The 12,951-nt window shown below is 42.1% G+C and carries 11 protein-coding genes; 5 read left to right on the forward strand and 6 right to left on the reverse strand.

Going from position 1 to position 12,951, the window contains the following annotated elements; translation table 11 throughout:
- Positions 1-146: 146 nt before the first annotated feature.
- Genes CS931_RS04045 through CS931_RS04055 form a run of 3 tightly spaced genes read left to right on the forward strand, consistent with a single transcriptional unit; the run spans position 147 to position 4,020 of the window.
- Entirely contained in the window at positions 147-2,075 is a 1,929-nt protein-coding gene (locus tag CS931_RS04045; RefSeq protein WP_099204456.1) for an aconitate hydratase, read from the forward strand.
- 50 nt (positions 2,076-2,125) lie between these two features.
- Positions 2,126-3,343, forward strand: a complete 1,218-nt coding sequence (locus CS931_RS04050) for an NADP-dependent isocitrate dehydrogenase (RefSeq protein WP_099204457.1) — start codon at positions 2,126-2,128, stop codon at positions 3,341-3,343.
- A 35-nt stretch (positions 3,344-3,378) separates the two neighbouring features.
- Complete coding sequence (locus CS931_RS04055; RefSeq protein WP_099204458.1) at positions 3,379-4,020, forward strand: redox-sensing transcriptional repressor Rex; 642 nt, start codon at positions 3,379-3,381, stop codon at positions 4,018-4,020.
- Positions 4,021-4,149: 129 nt separating this feature from the next.
- On the opposite strand, the gene spoIIID is transcribed toward CS931_RS04055, so the two are convergent.
- On the reverse strand, positions 4,150-4,401 hold the full coding sequence (gene spoIIID / locus CS931_RS04060) for a sporulation transcriptional regulator SpoIIID (RefSeq protein WP_099204603.1): 252 nt from the start codon (positions 4,399-4,401) through the stop codon (positions 4,150-4,152).
- Positions 4,402-4,740: 339 nt separating this feature from the next.
- Between spoIIID and CS931_RS04065 the strand changes: the two genes are divergently transcribed.
- Complete coding sequence (locus CS931_RS04065; RefSeq protein ID WP_099204459.1) at positions 4,741-5,574, forward strand: MBL fold metallo-hydrolase; 834 nt, start codon at positions 4,741-4,743, stop codon at positions 5,572-5,574.
- Positions 5,575-5,684: 110 nt separating this feature from the next.
- Here CS931_RS04065 and CS931_RS04070 read toward each other — a convergent pair whose 3' ends face one another.
- The 5 genes from CS931_RS04070 to CS931_RS04090 form a co-directional block, all read right to left on the reverse strand.
- Positions 5,685-6,332: a sigma-70 family RNA polymerase sigma factor gene (locus CS931_RS04070; RefSeq protein ID WP_099204604.1), complete on the reverse strand. Its 648-nt coding sequence runs from the start codon at positions 6,330-6,332 to the stop codon at positions 5,685-5,687.
- A 15-nt stretch (positions 6,333-6,347) separates the two neighbouring features.
- Positions 6,348-6,779, reverse strand: coding sequence for an anti-sigma F factor (spoIIAB, locus tag CS931_RS04075; protein ID WP_099204605.1), 432 nt, complete (start codon positions 6,777-6,779; stop codon positions 6,348-6,350).
- A gap of 4 nt (positions 6,780-6,783) precedes the next feature.
- On the reverse strand, positions 6,784-7,101 hold the full coding sequence (locus CS931_RS04080) for an anti-sigma factor antagonist (protein ID WP_099204460.1): 318 nt from the start codon (positions 7,099-7,101) through the stop codon (positions 6,784-6,786).
- 102 nt (positions 7,102-7,203) lie between these two features.
- Complete coding sequence (locus tag CS931_RS04085; RefSeq protein WP_099204461.1) at positions 7,204-8,502, reverse strand: bifunctional folylpolyglutamate synthase/dihydrofolate synthase; 1,299 nt, start codon at positions 8,500-8,502, stop codon at positions 7,204-7,206.
- Between the two features lie 59 nt (positions 8,503-8,561).
- Positions 8,562-11,189, reverse strand: coding sequence for a valine--tRNA ligase (locus CS931_RS04090; protein ID WP_099204462.1), 2,628 nt, complete (start codon positions 11,187-11,189; stop codon positions 8,562-8,564).
- Between the two features lie 276 nt (positions 11,190-11,465).
- Here CS931_RS04090 and asnS point away from each other — a divergent pair, with 276 nt between their 5' ends.
- Positions 11,466-12,860 (forward strand): asparagine--tRNA ligase, encoded by a 1,395-nt coding sequence (gene asnS, locus CS931_RS04095; RefSeq protein ID WP_099204606.1) that lies wholly within the window; start codon positions 11,466-11,468, stop codon positions 12,858-12,860.
- Positions 12,861-12,951 lie beyond the last annotated feature (91 nt).

Raw genomic sequence — 12,951 nt, forward strand, 5'->3', positions numbered from 1 at the left:
ATTTTTGCCATTACAAGGCAGTCAATGAAATAAATCTTGCAATTTTATTTCATTAGCTAACTGAACTGCGCTTGACAGAAAATACATTTTATTAGATAATAATAAGATGATAATATGTTATTAAATGATGACAAGGAGAGATTTTTATGGGAATGACGATTGCTCAAAAAATCATCAAAGCTCATTTGCGCAGCGGTGAAATGAAACCCGGAGAAGATATTGGTCTGCACATCGACCAAACTCTCACGCAAGATGCTACAGGAACAATGGCCTATTTGGAATTTGAAGCAATGGGTGTTCCTCGTGTAAAAACCGAACGCAGTGTGGCTTATATTGATCACAACACCTTACAATCAGGTTTTGAAAATGCTGATGATCACGCCTTTATTCGTACTGTTGCCCAAAAGCACGGTATTTATTATTCACGTCCCGGCAATGGTATTTGCCATCAAGTTCATCTTGAGAGATTTGGTGCTCCGGGCAAAACACTAATCGGTTCTGACAGCCATACTCCCACTGGCGGCGGTTTAGGCATGCTGGCTATGGGCGCAGGCGGTTTGGATGTTGCTGTTGCCATGGGCGGCGGCGAATATCATATTCCGATGCCTAAAATTACAAAAATCAACTTGACCGGCAAGCTTTCTCCCTGGGTATCTGCAAAAGACGTAATTTTGCGTGTACTGCAAATTCTCACGGTAAAAGGCGGCGTTGGTAAAATTATGGAATATACCGGTGAGGGTGTCAAAACCTTGACGGTTCCAGAGCGTGCTACCATTACGAACATGGGTGCCGAACTGGGTGCTACCACCTCTATTTTCCCTTCTGATGAAAACACAAAACACTTTTTAGAGGCACAAGGCCGCGGTGACGTTTGGATTCCTCTCGAAGCCGATGCTGATGCTGAATATGATGAAGTCATTGAGATTAACCTTTCTGAGCTTGAGCCAATGGCTGCTTGCCCGCACAGTCCTGATAAAGTTGAGTCTTTGTCTGAAATCGGCAAAATGCGCATTGACCAATGTTGTATCGGTTCTTGCACCAACTCCTCTTTGCTTGATATGATGCGCGTCGCTTCTATTCTCAAGGGCAAAACAGTTGCCCCCAATGTTGATCTTACCATTTCCTGCGGTTCTAAGCAGGTTTACAATACCCTCGCACAAAATGGCGCTTTAGCTGATATTGTTGACGCTGGTGCTCGTATTCTTGAATGTGCTTGTGGTCCGTGTATTGGTATGGGACAAGCGCCAAAATCCGGTGGTATTTCTCTTCGTACATTTAATCGTAACTTTGAGGGTAGAAGCGGCACAAAAGACGCTCAAGTTTATCTAGTCAGCCCTGAAGTAGCTGCTGTCAGTGCCATTGCAGGCTACTTAACCGACCCCAGAACCTTAGGCGAGCCAATCGAAATCAAACTGCCTGATGAATATCTCATCAATGATAATTTAATTGTTCCGCCCGTACCTGAATCTGAAATGGATTCTATCGAAGTCATGCGCGGCCCGAACATCAAACCTTTCCCCACCTCAGAACCACTTACCGATTCTATTGAAAAGAAGGCAGTTTTGAAAGTCGGTGACAACATCACCACAGACCATATCATGCCTGCCGGTGCTAAAATTCTGCCTTACCGTTCCAATATCCCCCACCTATCACAGTTCTGTTTTGCTGTTTGCGATGAGACTTTCCCAGAACGCTGCAAAGCTGAAAATGGTGGTATTGTCATCGGCGGCATGAACTATGGACAAGGCTCTTCTCGTGAGCACGCTGCCCTTGTACCAATGTATTTGGGCATTAAGGCTGTCATCGCCAAATCGTATGCCCGAATTCACTGTGCTAACTTAGCTAATGCGGGTATTATTCCCCTCCAGTTCAACAATGAGGCTGATTATGACGGCATTGACCAGATGGATGAGCTTTCTCTGCCAAACGTGAAAGCCGAGCTCGCTGCCGGAACTGCCGTAACATTGAAAAACATCACAAAAGGAACAGATATTGAACTGACAGCTCTTCTTACAGACAGAGAGCGTGCCATGGTCATTGACGGTGGCTTGCTGAATTATACTAAAAACCACTAAGCTTTTTCAATCGCTCGTTTAGCCGCATTCACGAAAGGATGATTGTATTAATGGAAAACTGGACTAAAATTACAATGAAAACACCGCTCGTTGAAATGGACGGAGATGAAATGACCCGCATCATCTGGAAGATGATTAAGGACATTCTGCTGACTCCTTATGTTGATTTAAATACCGAATATTATGACCTCGGTCTTGAACATCGTGATGCTACCAACGACCAAGTAACTATCGATTCTGCACTGGCAACAAAGAAATACGGCGTTGCTGTTAAATGCGCTACTATCACAGCAAACGCAGAACGTGTTACAGAATATAATCTAAAAGAAATGTGGAAATCTCCCAACGGTACTATTCGTGCTATTCTTGACGGAACCGTTTTCCGTACCCCGATTCTTGTAAAAGGAATTACTCCTTTCATTCCTAGCTGGACAAAACCAATTACCATTGCCAGACACGCTTACGGCGATGTTTATAAAAACGTGGAAGCAACTGTTCCTGCCGGAGCAAAAGCAGAACTACTCATCACTAAAGAAGATGGCAGCGAAGAAAAGATTTTGATTCATGAATACAAGGGTGCCGGTGTTTTACAGGGACTTCACAATTTAGATGACAGCATTGAAAGCTTTGCTCATGCTTGTTTCCAATATGCATTGGATTTAAAGCAAGATTTATGGTTTGCCACAAAAGATACAATCTCCAAAAAATATGATCATCGCTTTAAAGACATTTTTCAAGAAATTTATGACCGTGATTATAAAGAGAAGTTCGAGACTGCCGGCATTGAGTATTTTTATACACTCATTGATGATGCAGTCGCTAGAGTGGTCCGCAGCGAAGGTGGCTATATTTGGGCCTGCAAGAACTATGACGGCGATGTCATGAGTGACATGGTTGCCACAGCATTCGGCAGCCTTGCGATGATGACTTCTGTATTGGTTTCGCCTGAAGGCTTCTATGAATATGAAGCTGCACACGGCACTGTTCAACGTCATTATTACAAACACCTCAAAGGCGGCTCTACCTCTACCAACTCCATTGCAACTCTGTTTGCGTGGACCGGTGCTCTGCGCAAGAGAGGCGAGCTAGACGATAACCAATCTTTGGTTGACTTTGCTAACAAGCTTGAAAAAGCTTCTATCGACACCATCGAAAATGGCATTATGACAGGCGATTTGGCTTCTATGTCAAATCTGCCCAATGCAAAAACTGTAGGTACAGAAGAATTTTTGCTGGCTGTGCGTGACACGTTAGAAACTCTTTTATAATCACATTGATATTAAGAGAATAAGGAAGGTATGACATGCAAAAAAGAGAAAACATTTCAATGTCTGTAATCCGCAGACTGCCCCGCTATTATCGGTTTTTGAATGAACTGCAAAGAGCTGGCATCTCAAAAATTTCTTCTAAGGATTTATCCGAAAAAATGGGATTAACGGCTTCGCAAATCAGACAAGATTTCAACTGTTTCGGCGGATTTGGGCAGCAGGGATATGGCTATAATATTTCTCACCTGTGCGATGAAATTGCTACTATTCTGGGCATTACCAAAATGCATAAATGCATTTTAATCGGTGCCGGAAACCTTGGGCGCTCCGTTGCCGCACACGTTCCTTTCCAATCACTCGGTTTTGAACTTATCGGCATTTTTGATAACAAAGAAAAGCTTTTTGGTGAAAAGATCCGTGATTATACGATTCTTCCGGAAGATCAAATGCTTAGTTTTGTAGAAAGAGAAAAACCGGCAATGGCCATTTTATGCGTACCTCGTGAGCCTACTGAAAAAATTGTAGAGTCTTTACATTCTCTTGGCGTTCATGCCTTTTGGAATTTTAGTCATTATGATATCAGCATCAACTACCCGGATACGATTGTCGAGAATGTTCATTTGAACGATAGTATGATGACACTCTGCTATAAACTCTCCGACTATTCTGCAACTTAACTGCGCTTTCTTTAAAAGAGCCACGGAAAATATCCCGTGACTCTTTTATTTGTGTTCTATAGCAACAAAAAAGACGTCTGCATTTACAGGCGCCTTTTCCGAAAGATATCGGAGGTCTGCATAATGATTTCATTTCATAGACTCATATTTCTTCTTAGTCGCCATCCCTCCTCGAATGTGACGTTGAGCCTTATTAAGATCCAGTATGTCTTTTACATCACGATAAAGACTGCTGTTAATACTTTTCAGCCTTTGTGAAACATCCTTATGTACGGTGCTTTTGCTTACCCCAAATTGCTTGGCAGCACGTCTAACAGTCGATTTATTTTCTACAATATACTCGCCTAGACGTGTCGCTCTGTCATCGATCAGATTCACAATTAACACTCCCCCAAACACAGAAACACAAGTCTGCCATTGACGGCAGAAAATAGCATTAAGGCATTCCATGTTCTCTTAAGTTATGTGTTAATGTATATGTCAAAATGAGAACATTTAGTACAGGTAGAAACTCTTTGTAGATTTCAAAGATTATTTCTGCCTATTTTTTTGCAAGAATCACTATTCCTAACAAGAAAGAAAGGAAAATAGATATAGGAACCTATCCTTCAAGGGTTATCTTTAATTTCTTGTTAAATATAAATATAATTTTTATTTAACATTGACACTGTTTTATATATGCAGTAGAATTTAAGTATCTTGCTGGAGAGGAGCTTTTGCATGAATATTAAATACTTAGGAACTGCCGCAGCAGAAGGCTGGCCAGGCATTTTCTGTCATTGTGAGGCCTGTGAAAAGGCCCGAAAACTAGGAGGAAAAAACATTCGCAGCCGTTCTCAAAGTTTGGTGGATGATTGCTTATTGATTGACTACCCCCCCGACGGTTACTGGCACATGATTCGCAATAATCTATCTTTTGGAAAAATAGCTACACTTCTTGTGACTCATTCACATCAAGACCATTTTTATCCTCTTGATTTGATACTGCGTGCCGAACCTTATTGCTATAAATTGCCAACACCTTTGCTAACAATTTATGGCAACCGCCATGTTGAAGAAGAATATCACCATGCCTTAAAAGAAGTCGACTGCAACGGAATTGCACAATCACTTCATTTTCAAAGAATTGAACCTTTTAAATCTTTTACGATTTCTGAGGGATATACCATAACACCGCTTTTAGCAAATCATGGAAGTGCTGAAGAAGACTGCTTGATTTACCTGATTGAAAAAGACGGAAAAACACTTTTTTATGCTAACGATTCAGGGCTTTATCCTGAAGCTACTTGGGAATACTTAAGAGGTAGACATCTCGATTTGATAAGCTTTGACTGCACAGGAGTTATTGCTTCTGCTGGAAGCACTCACATGAATTTAGAAACCAATCGTGTTGCCAAAAAAAGACTGATTGAGCTTGGCTGCGCCGATGAACATACCACTTTTGTTATCAATCACTTTTCTCATAATGGAATTCTCATGCACGATGAGATTTTAGATGCTACAAAAGAAGATGCTTTTCTTGTTAGCTATGATGGTTTTTCGGTCGACTTCTAATTCTATGTCTATTCAAAAGATTTAATGAGAATAATTTCTTATTTAACAGCCAACATTTTACGGTGGGTAAATATCACTCAATAACAAACAAAAAGAACCCTACTCTTACACTAGAGTAGGGTTCTCATATAAATCAGTAGTTTTTTCTCTTTTCGGCTAACTTGTACTTGAGTCATATCAAGCAGGTTTGCCGTTTCTTGTTGCGTCTTATTTTGAAAATACCGATATTTTAACAGTAGCCGGTCTTTCTCTTCCAATGTCTCTAAAATTTGGTACAATGTCATTCGTTCTGTCATTTGTTCTTCAGGTGCTTCTACGGGAATTTGAATTTCTCCGCTTTCTTCTCCACCAGTGAGAGAAATCGGCGTGACCGAAGCGCCCAAAGCCATGGCTGCTTTTTCGGTGCTAATACCCAGCTTTTCGGCAATTTCAGAAACAGTGGGCATAACGCCTGTTTCTTCACGCATAGAATCGGCTTGCTGATGTACTTTTCGAGCAAGTTCTCTTACACTTCTCGAAACTTTAACAGCTCCGCCTTCACGGAATAATCCTTTCATCTCCCCTAAAATCACAGGAACCGCATAGGTGGAGAATTTAAATCCTTTTTCAGAGTCAAAGTTATCCGCTGCTTTTATCAGCCCTACACAGCCGGCTTGAAAAATATCGTCATATTCTAAGCCGCGCCCCATAAATCTCTTCGCACACAAATGCACAAGTCCGATATTCTCTTCTACTCTATTTCCAGAATCCGTTCTCATTGTATTATCCCGCATCTATTCTTTTTTAGCAAAGAACTTTGTCAGCGTAACACTTGTCCCGCGACCTTCTTTTGAGCTCACCTTTACGCCGTCACAAAAGCTTTGCATAACAGCAAAACCAAGTCCGGCACGTTCGTCTCCTCCCGTAGTGAAAAGTGGCTCCATAGCTTGCTTAATATCAGGGATTCCACATCCTCGATCTCTTACACGCACGACCGCTCTGCCATTTTCAAAAATCTTGATGGTTATGTAGACGGTGCCGATTGTATCACGATAACCATGAACAACGGCATTGGTCACTGCTTCTGAAACAGCTGTCTTAATGTCTGTCAAATCGGCAACTGTTGGATCAAGCTGTGCTAAAAAAGAAGAAACCACCGCTCGTGCAAAACCTTCATTCACCGAGTTGGAAGGAAAATTAATCTCCGCTTTATTCACCGGTTTCAACATTTCAGCCAACCTCCTTTTCGATGACCGCCACCGACCCAATGCCGGAAAGCTCAACCATCTTATTTAAACTGCCCGTAAGCCCTGAAACAACAACATGTCCTTTCCAAAGTTTATAGAGCTTTACACGCCCTAAAATGAGCCCAATCCCAGAGCTATCCATAAAAGGAACTTCTGAAAAATCTATTTTTAGGCAATAGGGCTTTAATTTTTGAGAAGTTTCATCTATACTTTCTCTGATTTCTGCTGCTGAATGGTGATCTACTTCTCCATTCACTTTTGCCGTCAAGACCCCTTCTTTATATAAAAGGCGCACATTCATTTTTGTTACATCCTTTCTTCATTCAGTAGGCGCTCTCAGGCTTGAAACCGGCACCTTGTGTTTATTGTATAAAGAGAAGGTTAAATTTTTTGCAGAAGCTTGTCACTTTTCTAAATTTTTATTAAAATGATTCAATATTGTAGTCCGAACCTCTCCAGCAAGATAAAAAGAGCCGCAAATAATAATTGCCGAACCATTTTGCCAGTCTCTAAAAGCCTCCTGCAGTGCCTCTTGCTGGCTCTCGGCAGCCAAAATATCTTTACACCACACTTGCGCTTCTCTCTTTAATTCATCTGGTTTTTGCGCACGAGGCATGGCAGCTGACGTCATAATCATTTTATCAAAAAGAGGGGCCAAAATCCCTAGCGCAGCCTTGCTGTCTTTATCTTTCATCATGCCAAACACGGCGGTACGTTTTTGTGTTTTTGGTAGCTGTAAAATTACTTCTTTTAGTGCTTTTGCAAAGCCGACATTATGACCGCCATCCAACAAAATCAATGGTTTACGAGCCAAAATCTCCATTCTGGCGGGGATAAAAGCTTTGCTGAATCCTTGCAGAATTTGTTCGTCTGTCAAGGCAAATCCACTTTTTTTCAGAATTTGCAATGCTTCGTAGGCTGTTACAGCATTATGCACCTGATGTTTGCCCATAAACGGTGTAAATAGGGCTTTGTTGCGATAGATAAAATGAGTTCCAAAAATTTCTTCTTTTTCAATTTGCAAAGTTGACAAATCGGGAATCGTCAGCCGGGCGTTTCTTTCTAGGCAAGCTGTTTCTATCACCCCTACCGCTTCATTTTCTTGCAGCGGGTAAAGTACGACTTCTCCCCTTGGCTTAATAATACCCGCCTTTTCAAATGCAATTTTAGGGATGGTGTCACCTAGCATTTCTGTATGATCTTTGGAAATTGAAGTGATGACAGCTACTTCAGGCTTCTGAATGACATTGGTGGCATCAAAACGTCCGCCAATACCCACTTCAAGCACAACGATATCACATTTTTGCGCCAAAAACCACTCAAACGCTACTGCTGTAATAAACTCAAATTGACCGATTGTGTCTCCGTTTGTGCGCATTTCTTCTGCAATAGGAGCAATTTTTTCCACGATTTCTGTCAGCTCATTTTTCGGAATCATTTCATCGCCAATTTGAAAGCGTTCTCGAAAGTCAATGACATAAGGTGACGTATAAAGTCCCACCTTCAAGCCGCTTTCTGTTAGTGCTGAGGCAATCAGTGTACAGGTTGTTCCTTTTCCGTTTGTACCGCCAACATGAACAAAGCGCAGTTTGTCCTGTGGATTCCCTAGTTTTGCAAGCAATTTATAGATACGATCAAGAGCAGGTTCTTTTCCCACCCTGATTTGGCTGTTAATGATTTCGAGTGCCTGTTCGTACGTCATACTGCCTCCATTTTTAAAGAAGGTCACCGGATTTTTCCAGTGACCTTCCCTTTTTACTTTTACTGAAAAGCTTTGAGCGATTCTTCAATCATTCTTATTTTTTCTGTTAGCTTTTCTCCGTTCTGTCTGACACCGTCTACCACATTCTGCGGTGCTTTTGACATGAACGTATCGTTTTTTAGCTTTACATTCACATTATCAAGCTGCTTTTGTGCGCCCTCTAACTCTTTGGTAAGTCTTGCTATTTCTGCTTGCTTATCAATCAGCTCGTCCATTGGCAGATAACCTTTACAAGCATTGGTAACCACTGCTACTGCTCCGTCCATTGGCTCAACTTTGTCACTAATTGTGACCTCGGTGCAGTAAGCCAAACGAGCAATAGACTCTTTGAGTGCTTCAAAAACCGTACCGTCTGCTGTTTCAATCAGCAAGCTTGCTTTCTTTGACGGCGGAACATTCATCTCACTTCTTCTGGTACGAACAGCCGTAATCAACTCCATGACTTTCGCCATGTCTCCAGCTTCTGCTGTGAAGTTCAGCTTTTCATCATACACAGGCCACTCGGCAACAATCAGTGCTTCGCCATCATGCGGCAGACTCTGCCAAATTTCCTCGGTGATAAATGGCATAAATGGGTGCAAAAGCTTCAGAATATGGCTCATTACCCAAGTCAGAACATGACGAGTATTATTCGCCACTGCTTCGTCTTCACCGTTCATACGGATTTTAGCCAGCTCAATATACCAATCACAGAACTCGTCCCAAACAAAGTCATACAGCTTTGCCGCCGCAATACCAAGCTCATACTTGTCCATGTTGTCTGTCATATCTTTGGTGACTTCATTAAAGCGGTGCAAAATCCATTTATCCTCGGTTGTCAACGATTCAGGTAGCTTGCAGGCAACATCTTTATCGTCAATATTCATATGAATAAAACGAGCAGCATTCCAAATTTTATTGGCAAAATTGCGGTTTGCTTCCACTTTTTCTTCACGATAGCGCATATCATTGCCGGGGCTGTTGCCGGTAATCAAAGCCAACCGCAGCGCATCTGCACCGTATTGGTCAATGACTTCTACAGGGTCAATCCCATTGCCCAAAGATTTACTCATTTTGCGACCTTGCGCATCACGAATCAAGCCATGGAACATAACAGTCTTAAACGGAATTTCGCCCATATGCTCAAGACCGGAGAAAACCATTCTGGCAACCCAGAAGAAAATAATATCATAACCTGTGACAAGTGTATTGGTTGGGTAGAAATATTTCAGTTCTTCTGTATTATTCGGCCAGCCAAGTGTTGAGAAAGGCCAAAGTGCAGAAGAGAACCAAGTATCAAGCGTATCTTCGTCTTGATGAAGATGTGTGCTGCCGCATTTCGGGCATTTTGCTACGGACCCTTCAGACACAATGGTTTCGCCGCAGTCGTGACAATACCATGCCGGAATACGATGTCCCCACCAAAGTTGACGAGAAATACACCAGTCCTTGATATTTTCCATCCAGTTATAATAGATTTTTTCCATTCTTTCCGGAATAAACTCTATTTCTTTATTGCGAATAACTTCAATGGCTGGCTTCGCTAGTTCTTCCATTTTCATGAACCACTGGGTTGAAACTCTTGGCTCAATCACGGTTTTACAACGGCTGCAAGTACCGACATTATGCTTAATCGGCTCGATTTTAATGAGGAAACCACCCTCGTCTAAATCCTTGACAATTTGCTTTCTGGCGTCTTGTGCCGTCATGCCCTCATATTTGCCGCCATTTTCATTGATAACAGCTGTTTCTGTCATCACGTTGATGACTTCAAGACTATGACGCTTGCCGACCTCAAAGTCGTTCGGATCATGGGCAGGTGTAATTTTCACCACACCAGTTCCGAAATCCATTTCAACGTATTCATCGGCAATAATAGGAATTTCTTTGCCCACAAGCGGCAATGTGACGGTTTTGCCAACCATATCTTTGTAGCGTTCATCCTCGGGATGAACAGCAACGGCCGTATCTCCTAGCATCGTTTCAGGACGAGTGGTAGCAAGCTCAATATAGCCACTGCCATCTGTCAGCGGATAGCGCAAATGCCAGAAGGAGCCCTCTTTCTCTTCAAAATCCACTTCGGCATCAGAAATAGCTGTTTTACAGCTAGGACACCAGTTGATGATACGCTCACCACGATAGATTTTGCCCTCGTTATAGAGCTTGACAAAAACATGGCGCACAGCATCACTACAGCCTTCATCCATGGTGAAGCGCAGTCTGTCCCAATCACAAGAAGAACCCAAAAGCTTGAGCTGCTCAACAATTCTGTTTCCGTATGTCTCTTTCCACTGCCATGCTCTCTCTAAAAAAGCATCTCTTCCGATTTCTTCTTTAGTAATGCCTTCGGCACGCATAGCTTCTACAATTTTAGCTTCTGTAGCAATAGAGGCATGGTCGGTTCCCGGCAACCAAAGTGCAGAATATCCTTGCATTCTTTTCCAGCGAGTCAATATATCCTGCACGGTTTCGTCATAGGCATGTCCCAAGTGCAGTTGACCTGTAATATTTGGCGGTGGAATGACAATGGAAAATGGCGGTTTTTTAGCATCTACCTCTGCATGAAAATAACCACCCTGCATCCAAAAATCATAAATTCGTTGTTCCACCTCTTGAGGCTCATAGGCCTTGGCAAGTTCCGTGTTCAATCGTTTCCCTCCATATTCTAAACGTTTGCAAACGTATCTTTCTAAACAAATATTATTTCATTTTTACCCTGTTTTGTCAATGTTTTTTGCCATAATCAGGTCAAAAAAGCGTAAAAACATTTTTATTCTTCTCTAAAACGATAAAAGCTTAGTAAAATGGCAAAGTAGCCCTTGAAAAATAAGCAAAAAATGAGTATGATAATAGACATTGAAATATAAAAGAGATTAGGAGGCAGCGGCTCAATCATTGAGTTATTGGGCCGTGACAGCAACAATATGAAAAGGACAGAAGTCACAGAACTTTACCATAACTCTTCTGCTTTTGCCGACAAAACCATTACCGTTGGTGGTTGGGCAAGATCAATTCGAGATTCTAAAACACTTGGCTTTATTGATTTACACGACGGGACCTGCTTCAAAAGCATTCAAATCGTGTTCGAAGAAGCTAATGTGGATAACTTCAAAGAAATTGCCGCACAAAATGTGGGCGCTTCTCTGATTGTAACCGGCAAATTTATCGAAACACCAAACGGCAAACAGCCTTTTGAAATTCATGCTGAAAAAATTGAGGTAGCCGGCACTTCTACCCCTGATTATCCCCTGCAGAAAAAACGCCACAGTGTTGAATATTTGCGCACCATTGCTCATTTGCGCCCCAGAACAAACCTGTTTAACGCCGCTTTTCGTGTGCGCTCTGCTGCTTCTTTCGGCATTCACAAGTTCTTTCAGGAGAGAGGCTTTGTCTATTCTCATACCCCTTTGATCACCGCCAGTGACGGTGAGGGTGCAGGCGAAATGTTTAAGGTCACTACACTTGACTTTGACAATCTTCCCCGAACAGAAGACGGTCAGGTTGACTATAAGCAAGACTTTTTCCAAAAGCAAACTTCATTAACCGTAACAGGCCAGCTCGAAGCCGAATGCATGGCAATGGCTTTCTCGAAGGTTTATACCTTTGGCCCTACTTTCAGAGCTGAAAAATCTTACACACAGCGTCATGCTGCTGAATTTTGGATGATTGAACCTGAATTTGCTTTTGCAGATTTAAATGATGATATTGAACTCATTCAAGACATGATTAAATATGTCATTCATTATGTCATGGAAACTTGCCCGCAGGATTTAGAGTTCTGCAACACTTTTGTGGATAAGGGTTTGTTAGAACGCCTGAACCATGTAGTTGATTCTGACTTTGCTCGAGTCACCTATACCGAGGCAGTCGAAATTCTTAAGAAAAACAATGACAATTTTGAGTTTAAAGTAGATTGGGGAACCGACTTACAAACCGAGCATGAAAAATATCTGACCGAAAAACACTTTAAGAAACCTGTCTTTGTCACTGACTATCCGAAAGACATTAAGGCTTTCTATATGCGCCAAAATGACGACGGCAAAACCGTTGCTGCTGTTGACCTTTTGGTGGCCGGCATTGGCGAAATCGTCGGCGGCAGTCAGCGTGAAGAACGCTACGATTTGCTGCTCAACCGAATCCACGAACTAGGTCTGAAAGAAGAAGACTATTGGTGGTACTTGGACTTGCGCAAATTTGGCGGCAACAAGCACGCCGGTTTCGGCCTTGGATTTGAGCGCTTGGTTATGTATTTAACGGGTATCTCAAACATTCGTGATGTCCTCCCCTTCCCTAGAACAACTGGCTCCGCTGAATTCTAATTTCATTGTCATTTATCATAGCTGAAAGTAAAAGCCACCTCACGAAGGTGGCTTTTTTGGTGCATTAAAAAAAGGTCAATCACTAAGTTGA

It is taken from the genome of Scatolibacter rhodanostii, assembly GCF_900197595.1.
GTDB lineage: Bacteria > Bacillota > Clostridia > Oscillospirales > Acutalibacteraceae > Scatolibacter > Scatolibacter rhodanostii.

Bases quoted from the DNA above. Each gene is read 5' to 3' on its own strand.
- CS931_RS04045 (WP_099204456.1), top strand. From the start codon at position 147: ATGGGAATGACGATTGCTCAAAAAATCATCAAAGCTCATTTGCGCAGC.
- CS931_RS04050 (WP_099204457.1), top strand. From the start codon at position 2,126: ATGGAAAACTGGACTAAAATTACAATGAAAACACCGCTCGTTGAAATG.
- CS931_RS04055 (WP_099204458.1), top strand. From the start codon at position 3,379: ATGCAAAAAAGAGAAAACATTTCAATGTCTGTAATCCGCAGACTGCCC.
- CS931_RS04065 (WP_099204459.1), top strand. From the start codon at position 4,741: ATGAATATTAAATACTTAGGAACTGCCGCAGCAGAAGGCTGGCCAGGC.
- CS931_RS04070 (WP_099204604.1), bottom strand. From the start codon at position 6,332: ATGAGAACGGATTCTGGAAATAGAGTAGAAGAGAATATCGGACTTGTG.
- CS931_RS04080 (WP_099204460.1), bottom strand. From the start codon at position 7,101: ATGAATGTGCGCCTTTTATATAAAGAAGGGGTCTTGACGGCAAAAGTG.
- CS931_RS04085 (WP_099204461.1), bottom strand. From the start codon at position 8,502: ATGACGTACGAACAGGCACTCGAAATCATTAACAGCCAAATCAGGGTG.
- asnS (WP_099204606.1), top strand. From the start codon at position 11,466: ATGAAAAGGACAGAAGTCACAGAACTTTACCATAACTCTTCTGCTTTT.